This is a genomic window from Nocardiopsis sp. NPDC050513 (assembly GCF_044457925.1).
Classification (GTDB): domain Bacteria; phylum Actinomycetota; class Actinomycetes; order Streptosporangiales; family Streptosporangiaceae; genus Nocardiopsis.
The window spans coordinates 323,777-349,334 of record NZ_JBITHK010000001.1 but is presented as its reverse complement, the minus strand read 5'-3'; the positions used below and the strand labels follow the sequence as shown (position 1 = coordinate 349,334).

The following is a 25,558-nucleotide window of genomic DNA, read 5'->3' as shown; positions in this document are numbered from 1 at the left end:
GGTTCACGTTCCTCCGGGACACGGGAGTATGCGCGGAGTATGATCCGAGTATGACGAACAAGCGCGTCACTATCAGCGTCCCGGAGGAGATCGTGGCCAAAGCCCAGCGTGCGGTGGATTCCGGGCAGGCTGGATCGGTGTCGGCGTACTTCACCGAACTCGCGGAGAACGCGCCGGACTGGGTGGCCGTCAGGGCGACGCTCGATGAACTGAAAGCCGAGGTCGGAGAGGTTTCGGCCGAGGACAGGCAGTGGGCCAGGGAGGCTCTGGGGTTGGACGAGGCGGACGAGTTCTCCGATTTCGAGGACAACTCCCACGCCGCTGCCTAGGGTTCTCAACATGAAACAGGTCGTCCTCGACTCGGGATTCCTCATCGCCCTCGAACGGAGGAACCCCCGGGCCTATCAGGTCCAGGAACTCCTGTATGAGGAGCGTGTCGTCGCGCACGTGTCCGCGGGGGTGCTGGCCCAGGTGTGGCGGGGCGATCCCCGTCAACAGGTCATTGCCAGGCTTGTGAAGTCCAAGGGCGTTCTCGCGCACCCGCTGGACCTTGGGAGCGCGCGCCGGGCCGGAGCCCTTCTGGCCCGCAGCGGTACGAGCGATGTGGTGGATGGCCACGTGGCCCTGTTGGCCGCGGAGTTGAACGCCACGGTCCTCACCTCGGACCCGGACGACATCGGCAAGCTCGATCCGACCCTGCGGATCGTGCGGATCTGAGGAACGGCGTGGGGGCCCACCGCGCCGGAGGCGGATGCGGCGGGGGCCCAGTCTGATCCTACAGACGCCCCCGGCGCGGAGACAGGGCCGCGTCGGGGGCGTCGTCTGGGGAAGGCGGGGCCGCCCCGGCGGCCCCGCACCTGGTCAGCAGGCGCCGAGGGACTCCCAGGCGCCCCACTCGCCGGTGGTGCCGGGTTCCGCCTGCGTCCACCACTTGGCCCGGTACGCCGCACCGTTGTGCGTCACGGTGTCGCCCTGGGTGTAGGTCTCGCCGGAGACCCACGCCGGGGCGGCGCAGTCGTCGGGGGTGCCACCGCCGCCGTCACCGCCGCCGCCCGCGGGCGCGTCGACCAAGGTGCCCTCGCGGGGGTGGTCGTAGGTGACGGCGTACTCGTTCCCGCCCACGTTGACGCGGACGTTGGACGGCTGCGCGATCGGCAGCCGGTAGCTGAGCGTGAAGTCCAGCGACCCCCCGGCCGGGATGCTCTGCCAGCTCGGAACGGTGAGCTCCACCCGGTGGAAGTCGCCGTCCAGGCCGCCGACGTTGTCGCCCCGGTCGTGGCCGTTCTGGATGTGGGTCAGCCCCATGCCGGACTGGTCGCTCATGGTGGCCGGGGCCGAGGTGCCGTAGTCGAACGTGATCGTCGAGCCGCCGGGGATCGCGCCCGCCGAATTGTTCGTGACGGTCACGTCCGGGGTGATCGGGTAGTTGTTGTCGCCCAGGGCGAACCCGTGGAAGTCCACGTCGACGTCGAGGACCTCCGCGGGCGCGGCGGTCTCGGCCTTGGCGGCGCCGTACGGTCCCGCGGTGCTGAACGCCTCGTGGATGCCGGTGACGAGGGTGTCGCCCATCACGTACTGGCCCGCGGCGGCGTCGTAGGCGTAGTCGCCCGCCATCTCCCAGATCATGATGCCGCCGAGGCCGTTGGCGGCGACGTAGTCGGTCTTGGCGGCGATGGTCCGGTCCGCGTCACCGGACAGGAACGTGCCGGTCGTGGAGTTCCACCACCACTCGTTCTTGGTGACGTCGTCCCAGTGGCGGGTGTAGGAGCCCTCGATCCCGTCCGTGATCCCGTAGTCGGCGACGTAGTCCCCGACGACGCCGTTCTCCAGGTTCAGCACGTGCCACATCGGGTTGGCCCCGGCGGCGACGGCGTTCCCGGTGACGGGGTCGCTGTCGTGCCACAGGTTGTCGATGCCGTCCGCGCCGTCGCCGCAGGGCACGGTGACGCCGGTTCCGGGCTGGCACTCGTTCTGGTTCGGCAGCGCCGCGGTGCCCCACAGCCCGTTCTGTCCGCCCTCGACGTCCCTCCATCCGCGCGTGTAGAACGGCACGCCGAGGTTGATCCGCCCCGCCTGCATGGCGCCGCGGAAGTAGTGGTGGGCCCAGTCGGCGTTGAGGTAGCCGATGCCGTCGTAGGCGTTGTAGACGTCGGCCAGCTCGGGGTCCTGGCCGCTGTCGTAGAGCGCGCCGTTGTGCCCGACGAAGTGGTTCCACGTGCCGTGCAGGTCGTAGGTCATCATGTTGACGAAGTCCAGGTACCGCACGACCTGGTGCACCTCCTGCCCGCGCAGCAGCCAGCCGGAGGAGGGCACGGCGGCGGTCAGCTGGTAGTACCTGCCGTCCTCGGCCGAGGCCGCGTCGAGCTTCTCGCGCAGGACGCGCATCAGCTCCTCGTAGCCCTCCCAGAGGTGCCCGCGGCGCGCGTCGGAGATCCAGAAGTCGTCGGGGTTGCCCGCGCCGTTGTTGGAGGTGGCGTACTCGTAGTCGATGTCGACGCCGTCGAACCCGTACTCGCGGACGAACGCGACCGCCGAGTCGGCGAAGGTCTCGATCCCCTGGTGGTTGACGCCGGTGGCGGTCGTGGTCATCGAGTAGAAGCCGCCGGAGTCCACGCGCGTGCCGTCCGGCCCGAAGTAGCCGCCGGTCTCGGCCCAGCCGCCGACGGCGACCAGGGTCCGGACGCCCGGGTTCTCCTTCTTGAACTTGTTGAGCTGGTTGAAGTGGCCGTTGTAGGCGAACTCGGGGTCCGGTTCCAGACCCGGCTCGTCCCAGGTCATGCCGGTGGCCGGGTTGTCGGGCCCGTCCGGTCCCACGGAGAGGCGGTGGTCGCCGTCGACGTGCCCGAAGGCGTAGTTGATGTGGGAGATCCGGTCCCAGGGGATGTCGTCGACGAGATAGGACGGCTGGCCGTTGGAGCCGTTGCGCCAGCTGGTGAAGTAGCCGATCACCCGGCGGTCGAGGTCGTTGGGGAGGATCTCTCGGCCGTCGGCGTCGTAGACGTCGCAGTACGGGACGTCGACCCCGGGCGTCCGGTAGAGCCCGTCGGGCCGGCACCCGGCGTGGTCGGTGGTGGAGGCGGGCGCCGGCGCGGCCTCGGGCGCGGTCGTCGCGGCGTGCGCGGTCGGCGCCGTGACGAGCATGCTCGCTGACACGCACAGCCCCGCGGCGGCCGCGCCGAGGGCTCTGGCCCACCGGACGGGCCGGGCCCGTTCCCTGGGGGGTCGGGAGGTCATGGGGGACCCTTTCTCGTGGTGTTCTCAGGGCACACCGAGCGGGCCCCTCCCCGGCCGGAGGCGGGGGAGGGGTTCACGGTGGTGACAGGAGGCCGAGGACGTCGGCCGGTGAAGGGGGAGACCGGGCGGACCGGAGGGGGAGGTGGGCCGTCACGCGAGGGGAGTGGGGTGACGGCCCACCCAGGGGGGAGGGAGAGGAAGAGGCGGGACCGGGGCGGCCCGCGCGGGTCAGCAGGCGCCGACGGTCTCCCAGACGCCCCACTGGCCGGTGGTGCCCGGCTCCTCGCCCAGCGTCCACCACTTGGCCCGGTACACGGTGCCCTCGTGGGAGACGAGGTCACCGCCGGTGTAGACGGTGCCGGAGGACCAGGCCGGAGCGTCGCAGTCGACCGGAGGGTCGGTCGGGGGGTCCGTGGGCGGGTCGGTCGGCGGGTCCGTCGGTCCGGTGCCGAGCCGCGCCGAGATGTCGTTGGCGAACTGGTAGCCGTTGGTCGCGTCCCAGTTGATCGACCAGGTCATCACGCCGCCGATGGGGCCGTACGGGGTGCTGGGCGAGTACCGGCCGCAGCCGGTCCCGGCCTCCAGGCAGTCGAGGGCGGCGATGACGCTGCTCGTGGGCATGTACCCGCCGCCGGCGGCCGAGGGGACGGCGGGGAGGCCCAGTCCGACCTGGCTCGGGGACAGCCCCATCTCCAGCTGGATGCAGGCCTGGGCGGCGACGAAGTCGACCGTGCCCTGGCCGTAGACCTGGCCGTCGCACCCCAGCATCGTGCCGGAGTTGTAGTACTGCATGTTCACGATGGTGAGGATGTCGCGGATGTTCGACGCGAGCCGGTAGTACTGCTGGCTGGGCGCCTGGAAGTCGATGGTCTGCGGCGCCATCGCGATGACCAGGCCCGACCCGGCGCTCGCGCGCAGGTCGCGCAGCGCGGACTCCATGTACTGGGCGTTGATCCCGTGTTCGAGGTCGATGTCGATGCCGTCGAACCCGTAGTCCCGCATCAGCGCGTACGCCGTGTCGGCGAAGTTCCGCGCCTGGGTGGCGTTGGTGACGCTCACGTGCCCGTTCTGGCCGCCGACCGACAGGATGACCTTGCGGCCCTGGGCCTGGACGGCGGCGATGTCGGACCGGAACTGGGCGTCGGTGTAGCCGTTCAGCTCGCCGCTGGCGAGGTTGAACGTGATGCCGCCGTCGAGCGAGGGGTGGTTGTCGGCGAAGGCGACGGCCACGAGGTTGTACTCGGACGGGATGTCGGCCAGCGTCAGAACGGTGGAACCGTTGTCGAAATTGTGCCAGTAGCCCGTGAGCCACTGTCCGGTCGCCTGGGCGGTGTTGGTCCCGGCGACGGGCTCGGCCTCCTCGGCCGCGAGGGGGAGCGGGGCGGCGCCGGCGACGAGCACGGCGGCCAGGACGGCGAAGGCGCCGGTCAGGGCGGCTCTGGCCCGCGACGGGCCACTCCTTCGCGGGCGGGGGGTTCGGCGGACGTCGAGCATGGGGGGTGCTCCTCTCGTCGGGCGGGGGCGACGAACCGGCTGAGTGCCCTTAATTGTTAAGAAACCTTAGAGTTGCTTGACCGGCGCGTCAACGAAAACCGTAAGGAAACTTTGCGATTTTTCGGAGGCGTGGCGTGAGCCCGTGTCACATGTGACTTCTGTGCTCCACGGGGTCGGTGAGGCCATGGAGGTCACGCACCGCACACACGCGAACGGCCGGCGTCCCGCCCCGGGACGCCGGCCGTCGGTCACCCACCGCGTCATCGCACGGTCACGAAGTCCTCCGGATCGCGTGGCGGTCGCTCCCTCGGCGGCTCGGCCGCGTGGCCGACCGCCACCGCCCCCATCGGCTGCCAGTCCTCCGGCACGTCGAGCACCTCGCGCACGACGTCCGGGCAGAACATGGTCGAGGAGATCCAGGCCGAGCCCAGTCCCTCCATCGCCAGTCCCACCAGCAGGCTCTGCACTCCGGCACCCATGGCGACCAGGAACATCGACCGCTCCGCGTCCGCCCGGCGCCGGTCCGGGTAGGGGTGCGCGCCGTCGGCGACCAGGAACGGGACCACCAGGTACGGCGCGTCGCGCAGCACGTCGCCCCGCCGGGTCCGCCGCGCGACCGCCTCCTCGGAGAAGCCGTCGCCGCGCAGGTCGGCCACCCACGCGTCCACCATGGCGTCCAGCAGCCGCTTGCGCGTGCGTTCCGACTCCACCAGGACGTACCGCCACGGGGTCGTGTGGTGGGGCGCGGGCGCGGTCAGCGCCGTGCCCACCGCACGCCGCACCGCGGCCGGGTCCACCGGGGCGCCGGTGAACGCGCGCACCGTGCGCCGGGCGGGCACGACGTCGCGCGATCCGTAGCGGAACAGGTCGGCGTCGGCCGAGCGGACGAGCGCGGCCGCCCCCGGGCCGTCCTCCTCGGTGACCAGGGCGCCCAGACCGCTGACCACGGCGACCGGCACACCGTCGGCCTTGCCCTTGACCAGCTCGCCCGCGCCCGCGATCTCGTCGGCGACCGCGTTCACGGTCACCTCCATGACGTTGCCGTGGGTGTCCGTGCCGCCCCGCAGATCCTGGAGCACCGACAGACCCGCCGCGCCGATCGCCACGTCCGTCTGCCCCACCCGCCACGGACGGCCGAACGTGTCGGAGACGACCACCGCCACGTCCACACCCAGCAGCCCGCGCAGCCCCGCGCGCAGGGCGCGGGCGGAGGCGTCGGGGTCCTCGGGCAGCAGCAGGACCGTTCCGGGTTCCACGTTGGAGGCGTCCACCCCGCCGGCGGCCATCACGAGTCCGTGCCGCGTCTGCACGATCCGCGTACGCCCGGCCCGGGCCACCACGCGCACGGTCTCCGCGTCGACCGCCGCGTCGCGGTCCATCCGCCGGGCACGGCCCTCGGCCTTGCTGACGATCTTGGAGGTCACCACGAGCACGTCGCCGTCGGCCAGGGGCGTGCCCGAGGCGGCCACGGCGTCGGCGACCAGGGCCGTGAGGTCGTCGCCCGGGCGCACCTCGGGCATCCCGGCGAGTCCGCGCACGCGTATGTCGTCGGTCACGTCCGCTCCTTCGACAACTCGACCGCCAGGTCCACCGCCGCGCGCGCGATCGCCTCGGTCGCCGCGGGGTCGCTCATGTACAGCGGCCGGGAGCGTACCTCGATGCCCTCGACCTTCGCGTCCGCGTCGGCCTCGTCCACCAGCCAGCCGTCGAGCAGGTCCGATCCCAGGTGCTCGGCGACGGCGGCGGCGCCCGTCTCCACGCCGATCGCGGTCAGGCAGGCGTCGGCCATCCCGCGCACGGGCGCGCCGCCGATGATCGGCGAGACGCCGACCACGGTCTTGCCGACCAGCGCCTCGCGGATGCCGGGCACGCCCAGCACGGACCCGACGCTGACGACCGGGTTGGACGGCGGCAGGATCACGGCGTCCGCCTCGGCGATGGCGGCCAGGACGCCCGGCGCGGGCTTGGCCGACTCGGCGCCCACGCTGATGATCCGCTCGGCGGGCAGCGCGGCGCGGTGGCGGATCCACCACTCCTGGAAGTGGATCGCGCGGCGGCCCTCGCCGTCGTCGACCACCACGTGCGTCTCCACCTGGTCGTCGGTCATGGGCAGCAGGCGGACGCCGGGCTTCCAGCGTTCGCACAGCGCCTCGGTGACCGCCGAGAGCGGGTACCCGGCGGCGAGCATCTGGGCGCGGACGATGTGGGTGGCGGTGTCCCGGTCGCCCAGGCCGAACCACGTGGGCCGCATGCCGTAGGCGGCGAGCTCCTCCTTGACGGTGAAGGTCTCGTCGGCCCTGCCCCAGCCCTGTTCCTCGTCGATGCCCCCGCCCAGGGTGTACATCACGGTGTCCAGATCCGGACAGATCCGGAGGCCGAACAGGGTGATGTCGTCGCCGGTGTTGCCGATGACGGTGATGGCGCTGTCTGTGGTCTGGTCCCCGGTGGTGGGGGCGCCGGTCCCGAGCACGGCCCGCAGGCCGCGAAGGAACCGTGCTCCGCCGATACCGCCGGCCGGTACGACTATCCGCATGCGTCCAAGTCTGGCAGGCTGGGGGCGTGTATGAGTCGTCTGCCCCGCCGTGGGGCACGACCTCGGCGTGATCGCGCTCCGACCGGGGATCTCCGAACTCCGGGGCCGCGTCCGCCGTCTCACCGGTCGGCTGTGTCCGATGTCCCCATTCCCCGTCGGGGCGCGGCCGGCACCCGACAGCCCGACGATATGCAAAGCCTCCCCCGTCTCGGTGGGGGAACCAGCGGAGGGGATCCTCTCTTGAACAACGAATCACTCGAACGCCTGCGCCCGCTGGGGGCCTGGGTGCTCCTCGGGGCCGTGGGGGCGTCCCTGCTCTCCGGGCTGATCCGCCTGATCGTGGTGGCCAGCGACTACACCGGGGGCTTCGCCGCCGGGGTGGAGTCGGCCGCGTCCAGCTTCTTCGGTCTGTGGAACGTCGTCCTCCTGGTCGCCGCCGTCGCCCTGGTGCTCACGAGCCAACGCACGCGTCCGGCCGCCGCGCCGATCGTCGTGACCGCGATGATCATGGTCGGCGTCGGGCTGCTGTTCGCCCTGATCTCGCTCATCACCGGGTTCGTCGACGCCGGGAACGTCGGGTTCGGCTTCGCGCGCTTCTTCACGACGCTCGCCGAGGGCGCGGTGCTCGGCATGGCGGGCTTCGTCTTCCTCAAGCTCTACAACGACCCCGCGGTGGTCCCGCGGGCGACTCCGCAGGCCCAGTACCACCCGCAGCAGCCGTACGGTGCGGCCCAGGCCTACGGCCAGCCCGGGTACCCGGCCGCCGACCCGACGCAGACCGGCGCCGGGCAGGTCTACGGGCAGGACCCGACCCAGACGACGTCGGGCCAGCAGCAGGCGTACGGGCAGGCGTACGCGCAGGGCGGCGCCTCCGGCCAGCAGCAGGCCTATGCCCAGTACGGGCAGGAGGCCCAGGGCTACGACGCCTCGGCGCAGCAGGCGGCCTACGGCACCGGCGCGCAGCAGGCGTACGACGCCTCGGCCCAGCAGCAGGCCTACGACGCCCACGGCCAGCAGCAGGCGGCGTACGGCACCGGCGCCCAGCAGGCGTACGACGCCTCGGCCCAGCAGGCGCCGGCGTACGGCACCGGGGCCCAGCAGGCCTACGGGCAGTACGGCGACGCGGCGGCCCAGCAGCAGGGTTACGCCTACGGCACGGGCGGCCAGCAGGCCTACGACCCCTCGCAGTACGGCCAGCAGTACGGCCAGCAGCAGGACGCGGTCGCCCAGCACCAGGACGCCGGCCAGGCCTACGACCCCTCGCAGTACGCGCCGCAGGCCTACGACGCCCAGCAGGCCGCGCAGCAGGCGGCGTCCTCGGGTGAGCAGGCGGCCCAGGACGCCATCCAGTACGGGTGGTACCAGGGCGCCGAGCAGGGCCAGCAGGCGCAGGACACACCGTCCGCCGGCGGAGTTGACCCTTTCTTTAACTCCGGTGAGCAGGCTGGTACGGACACGTCCGGCCAGGGCGGCGCCTCGTACGGAAGCCAGTACGAGGGAGACGCCTCCTACGGCTCTGACCAGCAGGGACAGGGCACCAGTGGTGGCCAGCAGGGCTGGTACGGCGGGGAGGACCAGCGCTGATCGCGCCTGGCGCCTCCGCGCCCCCGCCGCTTGGGAAGGCCGTGAATTGCGTGGTAATTCACAGAACGGACATGGCACGATCGTCGTTGGCGGTTCGTTACATGATATTCAGTGGATTACCACGTAGGGCGCTTGACTCCTGGTCACGGGCCCGCGTGTAATTTCAAGGTGGGATTCCACCCGGCCTTGGGGGACGAAAAGGGCCGGGGACATCTATGGGGGGCAACAGGAGGTGCGCATGAGCGAGGTGATCCCGCTGGCGCACGGCTCGGACGAGGATCTGGGCTGGCAGGAACGTGCCTTGTGCGCGCAGACCGACCCGGAGGCGTTCTTCCCCGAGAAGGGCGGCTCGACCCGGGAGGCGAAGAAGGTCTGCCAGTCGTGTGAGGTGCGTGCGGAGTGTCTGGAATACGCGCTGGAGCACGACGAGCGCTTCGGCATCTGGGGGGGACTCTCCGAGCGTGAGCGCCGGAGGCTGAAGAAAGCCGCCGGAGGGGATTTCGATTTCCTGGCGGAGATGCTGTAGGGCACACGCGCGAGGCGCGTCCGGGCCGCGAGTCCGGACGCGCCTTTTTCATGTTTCATCCCGTTTGGGACTTTGGTGAGGATTGCACCACACATCCGTGCTGGTGTGAATGCGGTGATTCGCCGCCTCGTCGGCGACGCGGACGAACAGCCCCGCGCCTTGCCGAGGTGGCGTATGGTGATGACCCGCGCCCACCGTGCCGGACCGGCCACTCCGGACCAACCGTGCCGAAGTGGACCCGGACGGGGCACACCGGCACCCGGCGCGCACACGCGCCCGACGGCGGGGCACCGTCCCCGCGACCCGGGGCCCGCCCCTCTCCCGGAAGAGAACCCACCACAGCCGTGCTCGACCACGACCCCGCCCGACACGTCGTCACCGCGGTCATCGTCTCCCACGACGGCGCGCGTTGGCTGCCGGAGACCCTCGCCGCGGTCCGCGGCCAGTCCCGACCCGTCCAGCGCGTCGTGGCCGCCGACACCGGAAGCACCGACGGCAGCGCCGACCTGCTCACCGAGTACCTGCCCGACGACGCCGTCCTCGACCTCCCGGCCACCACCGGCTACGGCGACGCCGTCCGCGGCGCGCTCGGCCTCCCCCGCTCCACCACCCCCGTCCCCAGCCACGCGGGCGCCACGGAGTGGATCTGGCTCATCCACGACGACCTCACCCCCGAACGCGACGCCCTCGACCGCCTGCTCGCCGCCGCCGACCAGGACCCCCGGGCCGCCGTGCTCGGACCCAAGCTCCGCGACTGGTTCGACCGCCGCCGCCTCGTCGAGGCGGGCGTCACCATCGACGGGGCGGGGCGCCGCGAGACCGGCCTCGAACAGCGCGAGTTCGACCACGGCCAGCACGACGGCACCCGCCAGGTCCTCGCCGTCTCCAGCGCGGGCATGCTCGTCCGCCGCGACGTGTGGGACCGGCTCGGCGGATTCGACCCCGCGCTCCCCCTCTTCCGCGACGACATCGACTTCTGCTGGCGCGTGGGCGGCGCCGGGCTCCGCGCGGTCCTGGTCACGGACGCGGTCGCCTACCACGCCGAGGCCTCGGCCCGCCGGCGCCGCCGCATCACCGCCACGCGCAACCACCCGCGCCGGGTCGACCGCAGGCACGCCGTGTTCGTCCTCCTGGCCAACCTGCCCGCGGGCGGCATGGCGGCCGCGCTCGTGCGCAACTCCGTCGCCTCGCTGCTGCGCGTCCTGACGTACCTGCTCATCAAGCAGCCCGGCAACGCGCTGGACGAGGCCGCGGCCATCACGCTCGTGTACCTGAGACCGCTGCGCCTGGCCAGGGCCCGGTTCCGGCGGCGCCGCGACCGGCGCCGCACCTACAGCGCGATCCGCCCGTTCCTCGCCCGGGGCGTGGCCCTGCGCCAGTTCGCCGACACCCTCACCGGCATCCTGTCCGGCGAGCCCGTGCTCAACACCCCCGGCCGCCACCAAGCGGTCACCGTCGCGCCCGGCTCCGACGACGAGGCCGCCGCGCTCGCCGACCAGACCAGCTTCCTGCGCCGGGTCGTTCTGCGCCCCGGCGTCCTGCTCGTCCTGGGCCTGGCCGTCGTCGCCGTCGTCGCCGAACGCTCCCTGCTGTTCGGCGACCTCCTCGCGGGCGGGGCGCTGCCCCCGGTCGCGGGCTCGGCGGCCGATCTGTGGTCCCTCTACCTGGCCGCGTGGCCCGACACCGGGCTGGGGTCGAGCACGCCCGTCGCGCCCCACGTCGGCCTCCTGGCGCTGGCGTCCACGCTCACGCTGGGCCAGCCGTGGATCGCCGTCTCCGTGGTCCTCCTCGGCTGCGTGCCGCTGTCCGGGCTGACGGCCTTCCTGCTCGCCCGCGAGGTGGTGGGACCGCGTCCGGTCCGACTGTGGACGGCCGCCGTCTACGCCCTGCTGCCCGCGGCCACCGGCGCGGTCGCCCAGGGGCGGCTCGGCACGGCCCTCGTCCACATCCTGGTGCCCGTCATGGGGCTGCTCCTGGTCCGCCTCGTGACGCTGCCGCCCCGACCTTCCCGCCGCGCGGCGTGGGGGCTCGGCCTGGTCCTGGCGGCGGCCACCGCGTTCGTGCCCCTCGTGTGGGCGCTCTCCCTGTTCACGGGGGTGCTGGTCGCGGCGGCGTTCGGGCACCTGGGGCGGCGGCTGTACGTCAGCGTCGCGCTGAGCCTGGCCGTGCCGGTCGTCCTGCTGCTGCCGTGGTCGCTCGAACTCCTGCGCCACCCCACGCTGTGGCTGCTGGAGGCCGGACTGCACCCGCCGACGACCGGCGCCACCGCCGCGCAGCTGCTCCTGCTGTCCCCCGGCGGCCCGGGGACCCCTCCGGTCTGGGTCACGGCCGGGTTCGGGGCCGCCGCGCTGTGCTCGCTCCTGCTCCTGCGCGACCGGATGATCGTCGCCGCAGGGTGGACCCTCGCCCTGGTCGGACTGCTCGTCGCCGTCGTGGCCAGCCGCCTGGTCGTCGAACCGTACTCCGGCGGGCCCCCGGTCCAGATCTGGCCCGGCACCGCCCTGTCGTTCGCCGCCACCGCCGTGCTGCTGGCCGCCGCCACCGGCGCGCGGTCGCTCGGCCCCATGCTGCGCCTCGGCGGGATCCGCCGGGTGTTCGCGGTCGCCGTGTCCGCCCTCGCGCTGGCCACACCCCTCTCCGCCGCGGCCGTGTGGGTGGCGGAGGGCGTGGACGGGCCGCTCACCGGCCGGGCCGACACGGTGGTGTCCCGCGCGCTGGCGGTCATCGACCAGGACGGCACCCGGCCCCGCACGCTGGTCGTCACCCCGGGCGAGGGCGGCGTCGACTACACCGTCCTGCGCGGAGAGGAACCCCGGCTCGGGGACGAGGGCGTCGTGCCGACCGCCCCGACCAGGGAGGTCATGGACCGTGCGGTCGCCGAGCTGGTCGCCGGTCAGGGCGGCGAGCACCTGCACACCCTCGCCGACTTCGGCGTCCAGTACGTGCTGTACCCGCGTCCGGAGGTCGACGGCCCGCACGACACCTCGATGGTCACGACCCTGGACGGCACGCCCGGCCTGCTGCGGATGTCGCTGTCCGACCGCTACGGGCTCTGGCGGGTGGGGGAGCCCACCGGGGTCCTGCGCGTGGTCGAGCCGGCCGCCGACGGGACCGACGAGGTCGAGGCCGAGGTCCTCGCGGTCGGCGACGATCTGCCCGACGGCGGGGGCGGACGGCTGCTGTACCTGGCCGAGCCCGCCGACGACGGGTGGCGGGCGACGCTCGACGGGGCCGAGCTGACCCCCGCCGCGACGGAGAGCGGCGTCCAGGCGTGGGAGCTGCCGCCGGAGGGCGGCGCGCTGGACCTCCGCCACGTCGACCCCGTCCACACCGCGTGGCTGGTCACGCAGGGGGCGGCGCTCCTGGTGGTCGCCGTGCTCGCCGCCCCCGGGGCGCGGACCGAGGAGGAGACCCGCCTGATCGAGGCCACCCCGGCGCCCCGTCCGCGCCGACCGCGGTGGACCGGCCGACGTTCCCGCAGGGGCGGACGGCGACGGGCGAGCCGGGCCACGACCACGACCAGGGGGGTCTGATGCGGCTCATCGTGCGCAACCGGTTCGCGCTGCTCGGCCTCGTGGCGGTGGCGCTGGCGGCGCTGTTCTGCGCCGCCCTCGTCCCCGCGACGGAGCCCCTGGGCACCACCGATCCGGGCACGGTCCGCCCCGACCGCGCCGTTCGCGTGTGCCCCGCCCCGCACGACGGGTCGGACAGCGTCCTGGCCGCCTTCGCGCCGCGGGTCGGCCGCGACGACGTCGGCAGGCTGCGGGCCGACGTCGGGGACGAGATCAGCGAGCCGGGCAGCGTCTGGCTGGCCGAGACCGGGGGCTCGGACGAGCCCGCCGTCCTGCGTGCCGAGGGCAGCCTGGCCTCCGGGCTCGACTCCTCGCAGACCACCGTGACGGACGACGGCGTGACCGAGGTACGCTGCGCGGCCCCCTCGACCAGCACCTGGTTCGCCCTCCCCGGCGGCAGCGAACAGGGCGCGGGCGGTGAACGGAACCCGCACCCGATGGACGGGGGCGGGGCCGCGGAGCCGTGGGTCGAGACCGAGACGCTCACCGTCCACCTCGCCAACCCGGCGCGGACCGCGGCGACGGTGAGCGTGGACGTGTACACCGCGGGCGGGCTGTCCTTCTCCGCCGAGAGCCGGGGCGTCTCCGTGCCCGCCGGGCGGTCGACCGAACTCGACCTGACCGAACTGATCCAGCAGTCCGCCGCCCTCGGCGTCCACGTCCGCACCAGTACCGGCCGGGTGGCCGCCGCACTGCTCGCCGAGCACGAGGGCGGCGCCACCGGGTGGGTACCGCCCACACGGGTGCCCGACGAACGGCACGTGATCCCCGGCGTGCCCGGCGGCGAGGGCGCGCGGCGGCTGTTCGTGACCGTTCCCGGGGACGAGTACACCGAGGTCCGGGTGCGTGTGCTGCCCGCGGGCGACGATCCCGAGGACGAGCTGGTCCTGGACGTGCCCCCCTCCGCCTCCGGGTGGGTCACCCTGTCGTCGGCCCTGGCGGGTCGGGCGGGCACGGTCGTCGTGGAGGCCGACGCGCCGGTGGTCGCCGGTGTGCTCGCGGAGGACTCCGACACCGCCTACCCCGCCGCCGTCGACCCGCTCGCCCACCCCCTGGACACCAGCGCCGTCCTGCCGTTCGTTCCCGGCGGCACCGACGTGGAGGTGGTGATGAGCGCCCTCGACCTCGACGCCCAGGTGGTGGTGACCCCGATCGGCGTCGACGGGACCCAGGGCGACGCCGTCCACGTCGACCTGCCCGCCGGGACCACGCGCGTGGTCGGGGAGGACTGGGACCTGCCGTCGGAGGAGGGGAACACGTTCCGGCTGGAGCTGCTGGAGGACTCCGGTCCGGTGCACGCCGCGCGGATCCTCAGCACGCGCGACGGATGGAGCGTGCTGCCGGTGCCCCCGGCGCCCGTGGAGGTGCGGCTGCCGACGGCGCGGGGGTCGATGCTCGGGATCGTCCCGTAGCGCGCGGCGGCGTCCGGACGCAGGTCCTCACGCCTCGGGGTCGACGGACTCCGGCTCCACGCCCAGCAGGTTGGCGACCTCCTCGACGACCGCCTCGTGGACCAGCAGGGCCGTCTCCTCGGGATCCTTGGTCCGGATCTCCACCGGACGCCGGTAGACCACGATGCGGGCCCTGCCGTTGGGGTCGGTCTCCAGACGGGAGAAGGGGATCGACTCCGTCAGGGGGCCGTGGGGCGGGACCGGGGGGACGTCCTCGACCAGGAAGTCCACGTTCGCCAGTTCGCGCGCCCACAGGCGCTCCAGCCGTTCGACGGCGTCCAACACGAGGTCGTCGAACGCCTGCGCTCGGCTGCGGAACACCGGCAGGTCGGCGGGCACGAGAGGACCGCGGACACCTCGGCCGCGGCGGTCCCGGCGCCGCACTCGGTCTGGTTGGCCACTGGAAAGGCGCACTCGTCGCACACTCCGAGACTAAGCCATCATTCGCCCCGCGCGTAGTCCCGATCGGCCCCAACCCGGGCGCGCGCGACCCGGTGCGGCGACGGTCGTGGGACGATGCTGGCGTGTCTCCCGGTAAAGGCATACAGTCAATCGCTGTGAGCCATGTTCGACGCTGCTCCCGTACCGCGTGCAGGCAGCCCGCCGTCTTCACGCTCACGTACGTGTACGCCGACTCCACCGCCGTCCTGGGTCCCCTCGCCGCCTACGTGGAACCGCACTGCTACGACCTGTGCGCCGTCCACGCCGACCGGCTGACGGCCCCCCGCGGCTGGGAGGTCGTGCGGCTTCCGGTCGAGACGTCGGGCGGCGGTCCCGGCAGCGACGACCTGGAGGCGCTCGCGGACGCGGTGCGTGAGGCGGCGCGTCCGCCGTCGCGCGCGGTTCCTCCGGACGACGCCGTCGGCGAGGGGACCGAGACCCTGCGCCGCGGCCACCTGCGCGTGGTCCGCTCCGACCCCGGCCGCGGCGACCAGGATCCCCGGCCCCGGGGCTGACCCCGCACCCGCGCCCCGCGGGGTCGAGCGCGGCCGTCCCCGGCCGAGCCGCCTCCACACCCCGGGGGCCGTCGGCCGCGCTCGGCCGCTTGCTACGTTGGTACGGCGCGGGGCCCTCGCGCCGCAGAACCAGGAGCAGGACCGACTGGCCGGAGAAGACGTGGCTGACCTCGGAAGCATCTTCAAGGCATACGACGTGCGCGGTGTGATTCCGGACACCTTCGACGCCGGCGTCGCACGGGCGATCGGCGCCGCGTTCGCCCGCGTGGTCGGCGGCCCGGCCGTCGTGGTCGCGCACGACATGCGCCCCTCCTCACCCGAACTGGCGACAGCCTTCGCCGACGGCGTCACCTCCCAGGGCCTCGACGTCGTGTTCGCCGGACTCGGCTCCACCGACCTCCTCTACTACGGCTCGGGCCACCTCGACCTGCCCGGCGCCGTGTTCACCGCCAGCCACAACCCCGCCGAGTACAACGGCATCAAGATGTGCCGGGCCGGGGCGGCCCCCATCAGCGGCGAGACCGGCCTGGACGAGATCAGACGCCTGGCCGAGTCCGGGGTCGCCCGACACGACGGGCCCGCGGGCACCGTCACCGAGCGGGACCTGCTGCCGGGCTACGCCGCCTACCTGCGCGACCTGGTCGACCTGTCGGGGATCCGCCCGCTGAGGGTCGCCGTCGACGCGGGCAACGGCATGGGCGGGTACACGGTCCCGGCCGTCCTGGAGCAGGGCCTGCCGCTGGAGATCGTCCCCCTGTACTTCGAGCTGGACGGCACCTTCCCCAACCACCCCGCCAACCCTCTGGACGAGGCCAACCTCGTCGACCTCCAGGCCAAGGTCCGCGAGGTCGGCGCCGACATCGGCCTGGCCTTCGACGGCGACGCCGACCGGTGCTTCGTCGTCGACGAGCGCGGCGAGCCGGTCCCCCCGTCCGCCATCACCGCCCTGGTCGCGGCCCAGGAACTCGCCCGCGAGCCCGGCGCGACGATCATCCACAACCTCATCACCTCCACCGCCGTCCCCGAGATCGTGCGGGAGCGGGGCGGCGTCCCCGTCCGCACCCGGGTCGGCCACTCCTTCATCAAGGCCACCATGGCCGAGACCGGAGCGATCTTCGGCGGGGAGCACTCCGCCCACTACTACTTCCGGGACTTCTGGCGGGCCGACACGGGTATGCTCGCGGCGATGCACGTCCTGCGGGTCCTGGGCTCGGACGACCGTCCGCTCTCCCGGATCACCGAGGAGTACTCGCGCTACGCGTCGTCCGGGGAGGTCAACTCCACGGTCGCCGACGCACCCGCCCGGATGGCGCAGGTCCGCGCGGCCTTCGCCGACAGGAACGGCGTCACCGTCGACGAACTCGACGGCCTGACCGTCCAGTTGCCGGACGGATCCTGGTTCAACCTGCGCGCCTCCAACACCGAGCCGCTCCTGCGCCTCAACGTTGAGGCATCCGACGAGGGGACCGTGGCCAAGCTGCGCGACGAGGTCCTGGCCATCGTCCGGGCCTGACCGGGCGACGGGAGGTTCCGCGCAGGGCGGAGGGATCCGCGCGGCGCGGACGTGCCACGGCGTGGTCGCGCCACGGGCACACGACATCACGAGGAACGAGAACATGAGCACGAAGATCGACGGGTGGCTGCTGGACATCCTGGCCTGCCCGCAGAGCCAGGCGCCGCTGCGCCACGACCCCGAGACCGACGAACTGGTCTGCGACGAGAGCGGCCTGGCCTACCCGATCCGGGACGGAATCCCGGTGCTGCTCGTCGACGAGGCGCGAAAAATCGGTTGAGTCGGGACGGAACGATCTGGCCGCTTCAGCAGTCGAAACGGCTGAGGACAGGGTGTGAGCCGCACCGCGCGGACGTGCTCGTCCACGACGCGGAGTTTCCGAGACCCCGTACCCTGATTCTGCGCGCCCCGCACGAAAGCCCTGGAGGACACTGATGCCCGGTCAACCGCTACAGCCGAGCGACCCCGCAGCGTTCGGCGCGTACCGCGTGACCGGCCGCCTGGGCAAGGGCGGGCAGGGCGTGGTGTACCTCGCTGAGGACACCGAGGGCGACCAGGTCGCGGTCAAGGTCCTCAACGACCAGTGGTCGGGCGACGGCGACCTGCGTCGGCGCTTCGCCAAGGAGGTCCGGGCGGCGCAGAAGGTCGCGTCGTTCTGCACGGCCGCGATCCTCGACGCCCAACTCGACGAGGACCCGCCCTACGTGGTCAGCGAGTTCGTGCCGGGCAGCGACCTGCAGGACACGGTCGCCAAGGGCGCCCCGCTGCGGGGCCCCAAGCTCCAGCGCCTCGCCGTGTCCACGGCCACCGCCCTGGTCGCGATCCACAAGGCGGGCATCGTCCACCGCGACTTCAAGCCCGGCAACGTCCTGCTGGGTCCGGACGGGCCGCGGGTGATCGACTTCGGCATCGCGCGCATGGACGACGGAACGGCCACCATGACCAACTCGATCGTCGGGACGCCGTCCTACATGGCGCCCGAGCAGATCGAGGGGCGCGGGGTCACCGACAAGTGCGACATCTTCGCCTGGGGCTGCGTGATCGCGTTCGCCTCCACGGGCCAGGCGCCGTTCGGGGCCGACACCGTCCCGGCGGTGGTGCACCGGGTGATCAGCGCGCCGCCCGAGCTCGACGGGATGGACGAGGCGCTGCGGCCGATCGTGGAGTCCTGCCTGGACAAGAACCCCGACAACCGGCCCAGCGCGCAGACCCTGCTCATGCGCCTGCTGGGCCACGAGGGGGTCGAGGACACCGGTTCCACCGACGACGCGCTCCAGCGGGGCGAGCAGGTCGCCCAGGCCGGGGGCGCGTTCACCGGTGGACAGGTTCCTCCGATGGGCCACCACGCGCCGCCGCGCACCGGCCCCCAGCAGGGCTTCGGGGGCTACCCGCCGCACGTGTCCGACCCGTGGTCGGGCCAGAGCCCGGGCACGTCCAACCCGCGCCCCACGGGCCAGCCGATGGGCACGGGGCCACGTCCCGGCTACGGCGCGCACCCGGGCGCCGCGAACCCCCGCCCCGGCATGCCGGGGGCCTACCCCCAGCCCCAACGGCGGCCGATGCCGCCCGCCGGGCGGCACGGGGCCAATCCGATGGTCACCGGCGGCAACCCGAACCAGACCTACGCGCGCCCCGGGGCGGGGCGGCCCATGCCGCGCCCGGTGGAGCAGAACTCGGTGCTCCAGCAGAGCTGGGTGATCCCGGCCGTGCTGATGACCATCGTCATCCTCATCCTGTTCCTCGTGCTGCTGGCGGTCAGCTAGTCGGCGGGACGCCGGGCCGAGCACCCCGGCGGCGCCCGGGTGCGGCCCGGGCGCCCCGGCCGGGTCACACCCGGGTGAGGACGTTCATCGCCCGCGAGACCGCCTCGTCCACCAGGTCGCGGATCTGCGGCCACCGGTCGTCCACGCAGTCCGACGGCATGACGGTGACGCTCTCGGCTCCGGACATGTCCAGCGCGTCGCGCACCCCCTCCGGCGTGGTGAGCCGCGCGTCGGCGGTGACCGCGAGGACGCCGGTGGTCGGGCAGCCGACCTCCTGCACGACCACGAACAGGGTCAGGGACGCGTCGCCCACCACCAGCTCCAGGGACGTCCACCAGTGCGCGGCGCCGGGGGTGAGGACCGTCCGGGCGGCCGGCGCGGGGGCGGCGTCCTCCGGGGCGTCGTCGGACCCGCCCGTGCGCACCGTCGTCGTCGCCCCCGGGTCCAGGGCCTGGAGGATGAGCGCCAGGGAGCCCCGGCGCGACCGCACGTAGTCCTGGACCCTGCGGCACGTCACCGACGCCAGCGGGGAGATGTGCGCCCGCGGGGGCGGGACACTCGCGGGCGCCCAGCACAGTTCGTCGCGCAGGGCACTGGTGACCAGGCGCGCGAAGTGGTGGACCAGCTCGGCGAACCGGGCTGCGGGGTCCCGCTCCTCGGACGGCGGCGGGAAGCAGCGCGGGTCCGGGAGCAGGGGCGGGTGGTCGGCGCGCTGGAGCACCAGGGAGGTGAGGATCCACGGCAGGGCCCACGGCGGGTCGTCGTCGGAGGGCGCGCCGCCGGTTCCCGCTCCGGGGCCGTCCGACTCGGCGGCCCGGAGGCCGCGCAGCACCTCGACGCACTCGGCGTACACGTGCGCGGCGCGGACGACGGGATGCGCGTGGACGGCGGCGGCCCCGGCCAGCCGACCGGCCCCGGCGGTCCCGAGGGGGCCGGGGGAGCGGTGGCGGCAGTCGGCGGGCAGGGCTGCCGCGCGTCGGCCGAGGTCCTCGACGTAGTCCACGGTGACCGGTTGGCCGGACATCCCGTCCTCGGAGGTGGACACGACCAGTTCCTCCAGGGCGGGCCCGCCGCCCCAGTCGCGGACCCGGCGCCGGATCAGTGCGCGCAGGGCGGCCGTACGCTCTTCCTGCGGCTGGCCGTGGCGGTACCGGGTCCAGATCGCATGGAGCCGGTCGACGTCGGTGAGCTCGTCGCGCACGTGGACCGGGAGACGGTTCAGGGTCGCGCCGCTGCTAAGGGTATCCACGTGTGGATCCGTAGCCCGTGGACTCGCCGCCAAAACCTGTTGGGACGGAGGGCATGTGGCCGTGACCGGCCGCGCACGCGTGTCAACCCACGGTGGGGACGGGCGTCGTCGGTCAGGCGCGACGGTGGTGGAGCAGGCGCATCGCCTTCTCCTTCTCGAAGTCCATCGCGCGCGCGGGGGCGGCGGTCAGCCTGCCCAGCCGCTCGCCGTGCGCGCGCACCCGCGCCAGGACCTCCGGCTCGGCCAGCACCCGCAGGGCGAACGCCAGCGCGGCGGGCGGGATGTCGAACTCGCGCTCCATCTCCAGGCCGACCGCGATCGTGCGCAGGTCCTCCTCGGTGAAGCGGCGGTGGCGGTGCCCGCGCCCGGTGGGACGTTCCTGGGTGCGGGGCAGCAGGCCCAGGCCCTCGCGGTAGCGCAGCATGCGGGCCGTCGTGCCCACCCGCTCGGCGGCCGCCGAGATCGGCACGGGGCCGCCCGGCGCGAGCCGGTCGGGTGCGGGCGGGGCGTCGTCGAGGGCGGCCATGGACGCGAGCCTAACCCACTTTCCACGCGAGTCGAAGCAAATCTGACAGTTGATTGTCAGAAACAGTCCGTGCGGCCGGGAGCAGCCATACAATCAGGGTCGCCACCACGATCACGAGTGAGGAACGCATGGCTTTCGACTTCAAGGTCGCCGATCTTTCCCTGGCCGAGTTCGGCCGCGACGAGATCCGGCTCGCCGAGCACGAGATGCCCGGCCTCATGGCCACTCGCGCGGAGTACGGCGACAGCAAGCCCCTGCGGGGCGCCCGCATCATGGGCTCCCTGCACATGACCGTGCAGACCGCCGTTCTGATCGAGACCCTGGTCGCCCTCGGCGCCGAGGTGCGCTGGGTCAGCTGCAACATCTTCTCCACCCAGGACCACGCGGCCGCGGCCGTGGTCGTCGGCCCCGACGGCACCGTCGACGACCCCAGGGGCGTGCCGGTGTTCGCCTGGAAGGGCGAGACGCTGGAGGAGTACTGGTGGTGCACCGAGCAGGCGCTCACGTGGCCGGGCGCCGAGGGTCCCAACATGATCCTGGACGACGGCGGCGACGCCACCATGCTCGTCCACAAGGGCGCGGAGTACGAGCGGGTCGGCGCGGTCCCCGACCCCGACACGGCCGACAGCGAGGAGTTCGGCGTCGTCCTGCGGCTCCTGCGCGAGAGCCTGGCCAAGGACCCGCAGAAGTGGACGAAGATCGCCGCGGGCATCAGGGGCGTCACCGAGGAGACCACGACCGGCGTCCACCGCCTGTACGAGATGCAGCGCGACGGCAGCCTCGCCTTCCCCGCGATCAACGTCAACGACTCCGTCACCAAGAGCAAGTTCGACAACAAGTACGGCATCCGCCACTCGCTGCCCGACGGCATCATGCGCGCCACCGACGTCCTCATCGGCGGCAAGGTGGCCGTGGTGTGCGGCTACGGCGACGTCGGCAAGGGCTCCGCCGAGGCGCTGCGCGGCCAGGGCGCCCGGGTGGTCGTCACCGAGATCGACCCGATCAACGCCCTCCAGGCCGCCATGGACGGCTTCCAGGTCAGCACCCTGGACGACGTCGTGGAGACCGGTGACATCTTCATCACCACCACCGGCAACTTCAACGTGATCATGGCCGACCAGATCTCCCGCATGAAGCACCAGGCGATCATCGGCAACGTCGGCCACTTCGACAACGAGATCGACATGGCGGGCCTGGCGAAGATCCCCGGGATCGCCAAGAAGGAGATCAAGCCGCAGGTCCACGAGTGGACCTTCGCCGACGGCACGTCCGTGCTCGTGCTGTCCGAGGGCCGGCTGCTCAACCTGGGCAACGCCACCGGCCACCCGAGCTTCGTGATGTCCAACAGCTTCACCAACCAGGTCATCGCGCAGATCGAGCTGTTCACCAAGCCGGACGAGTACCCGACCAACGTGTACACGCTGCCGAAGATCCTGGACGAGAAGGTGGCGCGGCTGCACCTGGACGCGCTCGGCGTCAAGCTGACCACGCTCACCAAGGAGCAGGCCGCCTACATCGGCGTGGACGTCGAGGGCCCGTACAAGCCCGACCACTACCGCTACTAGAGGCCAGGGACGGGCCGGGGCGGGGACACCACCCGCGCCCGGCCCGGTTCCACGAGAGACGGACACGGGTGAGCTGATGACGGGCCCCTCGCACGAGGTGGCGGACCTCGGACTGGCCGAGGCCGGGATGCGCCGGGTGGACTGGGCCGAGCGCTCCATGCCCGTGCTGCGCAGCGTGCGCGAGCGGTTCGCACGGGAACGGCCGCTCGACGGCACGCGCGTCGCCGCGTGCCTGCACGTGACCGCCGAGACGGCCAACCTGCTGCGTGCCCTGCGCGCGGGCGGCGCGGAGGTCTGGCTGGCCGCCTCCAACCCGCTGTCCACCCAGGACGACACCGCCGCCGCCCTGGTCGCCGAGTACGGCGTGGCGGTGCACGCGTGGGCGGGCATGGACCAGGCCGCCTACGACCGCAACCTGGTCACCGTCCTGGAGGCACGGCCCCACCTGCTGCTCGACGACGGCTGCGACCTGGTCAACACGGTCCACTCGCTGCGCCCCGACCTCATGGAGGGAGTGCTGGGCGGTTGCGAGCAGACCACCACCGGGGTGATCCGGCTGCGGCGGATGAGCGCGGCGGGCGAGCTGCGGCTGCCGATGGTCGCGGTCAACGACACCGCCACCAAGCGCATGTTCGACAACCGGTACGGCACCGGGCAGTCGACGATAGACGGCATCCTGCGCGCCACCAACGCGATGCTCGCCGGGCGCACGATCGTCGTGGCCGGGTTCGGCTACTGCGGTCGCGGACTGGCCGAGCGGGGCCGGGGGATGGGCGCACGCGTGGTGGTCACCGAGGTGGACCCCGTGAAGGCCCTGGACGCGGTCATGCAGGGCTACACGGTCACGACCATGGACGAGGCGGCGCCGCTCGGGGACGTGTTCGTCACCGTGACCGGCAACCGGGACGTGGTGCGGGCCGAGCACCTGGAACGGATGCGCGACGGCGCGATCCTGGCCAACTCGGGCCACTTCGACCTGGAGATCGACCTCGTCGCGCTGGACCGGATGGCGGTCGAGGTCAACCGCGGGGTCCGCGAGCAGGCCGACGAGTACGTCTTCGCCGACGGGCGCCGGGTCCTGCTGCTCTCCGAGGGGCGGCTGGTCAACCTGGGCGCGGCCGAGGGGCACCCGGCCGCCGTCATGGACATGTCCTTCGCCGTGCAGGCCCTGACCACCGAGTGGCTCGCCCGGCACCACGCCGACCTGGAACCCGGGGTGGTCGAGGTACCGGAGGAGACCGACACCGAGGTGGCCCGGCTCGAACTGGCCGCGCTCGGGGTGCGGATCGACACCCTCACCCCCGACCAGGACGTCTACCTGCGCTCCTGGCACCCCTGAGGGAGGTCAGGGACGGCCGTGCGCCGGTCCCGCGGGGCCGGGTCCCGGGGGGCCGTCGAGCCAGGCGTCCAGCGTGTGTCTGCGGCGGCGTTCGGCGAGCACGGCGGCCAGGAAGTGCGGCGGGGCCGTCCCCGGCGGCGGGGGCGGGCTGATCTGGGCGGCCACCGCGTCGGCGAGGCGCAGGCCCATCTCGTGGCGGGTGTGCTCGGCCAGCTCCGTGTACCGCATGACGTACTGGCGGGCGGACGCGGACGTCTCGGGGGTGAGGCGGGACAGCTCGGCGTGCGCGGCCCACTCCGCCAGGTGCGGCGGCATCGCGACGAACTCCTCGCGTCGGCGCCCGGCGCGCTCCTCGACGACCATCGTGCCCGCGATGAAGTCGCCCACGCGCCGTCCGTCGCGGTTGACCATCGACGTGAACAGGGCGATCACCCCGGTCGTCAGCCAGATCTCCACGAAGGCCGCGAGCGCGCGGGCCAGGGCCTGGCGGAAGCGGACGGGGGAGCCGTCGGTGCCGACCACCCGCAGCCCCAGGGCCAGCTTGCCGAGCGACCGGCCGCGGGAGATAGTCTCGAACGCGGTGGGGTACCCGACGATGATGAGGACCATCGTCGCCGTGTAGAAGGCCATCGTGGCGGCCAGGTCGACGCCCGTGCTGATCCAGGTGGTCGCCGCGACCAGGGCGACCAGGAGGATGAGCTGGAGGATGACGTCCAACGCGATGGCCGCGGCCCTGGTCGCGAAGCCCGCAGGGCGCAGGTCCAGGACCACCGCGTCGCCCGTGACCAGCGGAGCCGTGCCGTACACGTCCTCGCGGGCCTCGCCGCCGGGATGGTTCACCTGCACACGCTCCCTCGAAGTCCGTACCGTACCCTCCGACACTACCGCCACCTGCTCTTCCTGGCGTCAGCGGCCGGGGCACGGATCGGGCGGAACGACCCAGTAGGGTCTCACACGTGGATATCGACGTGTTCGCGGCGGCGCACGCCAAGGAGTGGGACCGCCTGGATCGCCTGGTGGGCAGACGCCGTCGGCTGTCCGGCGAGGAGGTCGACGAGTTGGTCGGGCTCTACCAGAGGGTGTCCACGCACCTGTCGGTGGTGCGCTCCTCGGGGCAGGACCCGGTGCTGGTGGGACGGCTGTCCGCACTGGTGGCACGCGCGCGCTCGGCGGTGACCGGGTCGCACTCCTCCGCGTGGCGGGACGCCGCGGGGTTCTTCACACGGGTGTTCCCGGCCGTGCTGTACCGGCTGCGGTGGTGGTGGCTCGCGGTGACGCTGGGCATGGTGCTGGTGTCCTCGGCGACGGCCGCGTGGCTCGTGAACACCCCGGAGGCGCTGTACGCGCTCGGCTCGCCGGAGGACATGGCGCGCTACGTCGAGCACGACTTCGCCAACTACTACGTGGAGAACCCGGCGGGTTCGTTCGCCGCGCGGGTGTGGACGAACAACGCGTGGATCGCGGCGGTGGCGATCGTCTCCGGGGCGTTCCTCGGGCTGCCGACCCTGTACGTGCTGGTGGTCAACGGGATGGGGCTGGGCCAGACGGCGGCGATGATGATCGCCAACGACCGGGCCGACGTGTTCTTCGGGTTGATCCTGCCGCACGGGCTGCTGGAGCTGACGGCGGTGTTCGTGGCGGGCGGCGTGGGCCTCAAGCTCGGGTGGACGATCGTCTCCCCGGGCGACCGGACGCGGCTGCGGGCGCTGGGCGAGGAGGGCCGGGCGGCGGTCGCGGTGGCGCTGGGGCTCGTGGTGGTGCTGTTCATCTCCGGACTCATCGAGGGCTTCGTGACCGGGTGGGTGGAGACGGTGTGGCTGCGGATCGGGATCGGCGTGGTCGCCGAGGCGCTGTTCTTCGTGTACGTGTACACGCTCGGGAAGTGGGCGTACGAGCGGGGCGAGACCGGGGACCTGGAGAACGCGCCGGCGGCCGTGCCGCTCGCGTGAAACCCCGGCGGTGAGGGGGATCCTGTGGCAGCATCGCCCCGTGGATACCGATACCCCCCGCTGGTTCAAGAGCTCCTTCAGCACGTACGAAGCGGCGTGCCTGGAAGTCTCCCTGGCCAAGTCGCCGACCTGGTCCAAGAGCAGTTACAGCAGTTACGAGACGGCCTATTGTGTCGAGGTCGCCCTCACTGAGCAGATGGTGCTGTTACTCAGGGACTCCGTGCACCCCGAGCAGGCGGTCCTGGGCTTTGGAAGGGCCGAGTGGTCGGGTTTCGTGCGTTTGATCAAGGCACCGGCGCACTGA

Annotated in this window: 22 protein-coding genes; 14 read left to right on the top strand and 8 right to left on the bottom strand. The window is 72.8% G+C overall.

What is annotated here, in order from left to right; genetic code table 11:
• Positions 1-50: 50 nt before the first annotated feature.
• Both ACIBFB_RS01465 and ACIBFB_RS01460 read left to right on the top strand, forming a co-directional pair.
• The gene (locus tag ACIBFB_RS01465; RefSeq protein ID WP_397224945.1) at positions 51-329 is read left to right on the top strand and encodes a hypothetical protein; all 279 of its coding nucleotides are present in this window, start codon (positions 51-53) and stop codon (positions 327-329) included.
• A 10-nt stretch (positions 330-339) separates the two neighbouring features.
• Positions 340-717, top strand: coding sequence for a PIN domain-containing protein (locus tag ACIBFB_RS01460; protein WP_397224943.1), 378 nt, complete (start codon positions 340-342; stop codon positions 715-717).
• 144 nt (positions 718-861) lie between these two features.
• Here ACIBFB_RS01460 and ACIBFB_RS01455 read toward each other — a convergent pair whose 3' ends face one another.
• The 4 genes from ACIBFB_RS01455 to cofD form a co-directional block, all read right to left on the bottom strand.
• Positions 862-3,234: a chitinase C-terminal domain-containing protein gene (locus ACIBFB_RS01455; RefSeq protein ID WP_397224941.1), complete on the bottom strand. Its 2,373-nt coding sequence runs from the start codon at positions 3,232-3,234 to the stop codon at positions 862-864.
• Between the two features lie 228 nt (positions 3,235-3,462).
• Entirely contained in the window at positions 3,463-4,728 is a 1,266-nt protein-coding gene (locus ACIBFB_RS01450) for a glycosyl hydrolase family 18 protein (protein ID WP_397224939.1), read from the bottom strand.
• Positions 4,729-4,988: 260 nt separating this feature from the next.
• A complete protein-coding gene (locus tag ACIBFB_RS01445; protein WP_397224937.1) occupies positions 4,989-6,284 on the bottom strand; it encodes a coenzyme F420-0:L-glutamate ligase in 1,296 nt (431 codons plus the stop codon).
• Positions 6,281-7,261, bottom strand: a complete 981-nt coding sequence (gene cofD, locus ACIBFB_RS01440; protein ID WP_397224935.1) for a 2-phospho-L-lactate transferase — start codon at positions 7,259-7,261, stop codon at positions 6,281-6,283. Before cofD ends, ACIBFB_RS01445 begins: the two co-directional genes overlap by 4 nt.
• Before the next feature lie 240 nt (positions 7,262-7,501).
• On the opposite strand from cofD, the gene ACIBFB_RS01435 reads away from it, so the two are divergent.
• The 4 genes from ACIBFB_RS01435 (at position 7,502) to ACIBFB_RS01420 (ending at position 14,355) form a co-directional block, all read left to right on the top strand.
• Entirely contained in the window at positions 7,502-8,845 is a 1,344-nt protein-coding gene (locus ACIBFB_RS01435) for a hypothetical protein (RefSeq protein ID WP_397224933.1), read from the top strand.
• 238 nt (positions 8,846-9,083) lie between these two features.
• Positions 9,084-9,371, top strand: coding sequence for a WhiB family transcriptional regulator (locus tag ACIBFB_RS01430; protein ID WP_013154770.1), 288 nt, complete (start codon positions 9,084-9,086; stop codon positions 9,369-9,371).
• Positions 9,372-9,715: 344 nt separating this feature from the next.
• Positions 9,716-12,904 carry a glycosyltransferase gene (locus ACIBFB_RS01425; RefSeq protein ID WP_397224930.1) on the top strand — a complete coding sequence of 1,063 codons (3,189 nt, stop codon included), beginning with the start codon at positions 9,716-9,718 and terminating at the stop codon, positions 12,902-12,904.
• Entirely contained in the window at positions 12,904-14,355 is a 1,452-nt protein-coding gene (locus tag ACIBFB_RS01420) for a DUF5719 family protein (RefSeq protein ID WP_397224928.1), read from the top strand. The genes ACIBFB_RS01425 and ACIBFB_RS01420 overlap by 1 nt, the downstream gene beginning before the upstream one ends.
• A gap of 27 nt (positions 14,356-14,382) precedes the next feature.
• Here ACIBFB_RS01420 and ACIBFB_RS01415 read toward each other — a convergent pair whose 3' ends face one another.
• Positions 14,383-14,778, bottom strand: a complete 396-nt coding sequence (locus ACIBFB_RS01415; protein WP_397224926.1) for a metallopeptidase family protein — start codon at positions 14,776-14,778, stop codon at positions 14,383-14,385.
• A 173-nt stretch (positions 14,779-14,951) separates the two neighbouring features.
• On the opposite strand from ACIBFB_RS01415, the gene ACIBFB_RS01410 reads away from it, so the two are divergent.
• The 4 genes from ACIBFB_RS01410 (at position 14,952) to ACIBFB_RS01395 (ending at position 18,626) form a co-directional block, all read left to right on the top strand.
• Positions 14,952-15,350, top strand: a complete 399-nt coding sequence (locus ACIBFB_RS01410; RefSeq protein ID WP_358560787.1) for a DUF3499 domain-containing protein — start codon at positions 14,952-14,954, stop codon at positions 15,348-15,350.
• 160 nt (positions 15,351-15,510) lie between these two features.
• Positions 15,511-16,863 carry a phosphomannomutase/phosphoglucomutase gene (locus ACIBFB_RS01405; RefSeq protein WP_397224924.1) on the top strand — a complete coding sequence of 451 codons (1,353 nt, stop codon included), beginning with the start codon at positions 15,511-15,513 and terminating at the stop codon, positions 16,861-16,863.
• Between the two features lie 103 nt (positions 16,864-16,966).
• Positions 16,967-17,143 carry a Trm112 family protein gene (locus ACIBFB_RS01400; RefSeq protein WP_075926271.1) on the top strand — a complete coding sequence of 59 codons (177 nt, stop codon included), beginning with the start codon at positions 16,967-16,969 and terminating at the stop codon, positions 17,141-17,143.
• Positions 17,144-17,297: 154 nt separating this feature from the next.
• A complete protein-coding gene (locus tag ACIBFB_RS01395) occupies positions 17,298-18,626 on the top strand; it encodes a serine/threonine-protein kinase (protein ID WP_397224921.1) in 1,329 nt (442 codons plus the stop codon).
• 64 nt (positions 18,627-18,690) lie between these two features.
• Here the strand turns inward: ACIBFB_RS01395 and ACIBFB_RS01390 are convergent, their stop codons facing one another.
• Together ACIBFB_RS01390 and ACIBFB_RS01385 are read right to left on the bottom strand one after the other, a co-directional pair.
• On the bottom strand, positions 18,691-19,875 hold the full coding sequence (locus tag ACIBFB_RS01390) for a hypothetical protein (RefSeq protein WP_397224919.1): 1,185 nt from the start codon (positions 19,873-19,875) through the stop codon (positions 18,691-18,693).
• Positions 19,876-19,987: 112 nt separating this feature from the next.
• Positions 19,988-20,401 (bottom strand): MerR family transcriptional regulator, encoded by a 414-nt coding sequence (locus ACIBFB_RS01385; RefSeq protein ID WP_397224917.1) that lies wholly within the window; start codon positions 20,399-20,401, stop codon positions 19,988-19,990.
• A 128-nt stretch (positions 20,402-20,529) separates the two neighbouring features.
• On the opposite strand from ACIBFB_RS01385, the gene ahcY (ACIBFB_RS01380) reads away from it, so the two are divergent.
• Both ahcY (ACIBFB_RS01380) and ahcY (ACIBFB_RS01375) read left to right on the top strand, forming a co-directional pair.
• Entirely contained in the window at positions 20,530-21,966 is a 1,437-nt protein-coding gene (gene ahcY / locus ACIBFB_RS01380) for an adenosylhomocysteinase (RefSeq protein ID WP_397224915.1), read from the top strand.
• Positions 21,967-22,042: 76 nt separating this feature from the next.
• A complete protein-coding gene (ahcY, locus tag ACIBFB_RS01375; protein WP_397224913.1) occupies positions 22,043-23,305 on the top strand; it encodes an adenosylhomocysteinase in 1,263 nt (420 codons plus the stop codon).
• Between the two features lie 6 nt (positions 23,306-23,311).
• Here the strand turns inward: ahcY (ACIBFB_RS01375) and ACIBFB_RS01370 are convergent, their stop codons facing one another.
• Positions 23,312-24,145, bottom strand: coding sequence for an RDD family protein (locus tag ACIBFB_RS01370; RefSeq protein WP_397224911.1), 834 nt, complete (start codon positions 24,143-24,145; stop codon positions 23,312-23,314).
• A 116-nt stretch (positions 24,146-24,261) separates the two neighbouring features.
• Between ACIBFB_RS01370 and ACIBFB_RS01365 the strand changes: the two genes are divergently transcribed.
• Both ACIBFB_RS01365 and ACIBFB_RS01360 read left to right on the top strand, forming a co-directional pair.
• Positions 24,262-25,254 carry a stage II sporulation protein M gene (locus tag ACIBFB_RS01365; RefSeq protein ID WP_397224909.1) on the top strand — a complete coding sequence of 331 codons (993 nt, stop codon included), beginning with the start codon at positions 24,262-24,264 and terminating at the stop codon, positions 25,252-25,254.
• 40 nt (positions 25,255-25,294) lie between these two features.
• Positions 25,295-25,558, top strand: coding sequence for a DUF397 domain-containing protein (locus ACIBFB_RS01360; protein WP_397224907.1), 264 nt, complete (start codon positions 25,295-25,297; stop codon positions 25,556-25,558).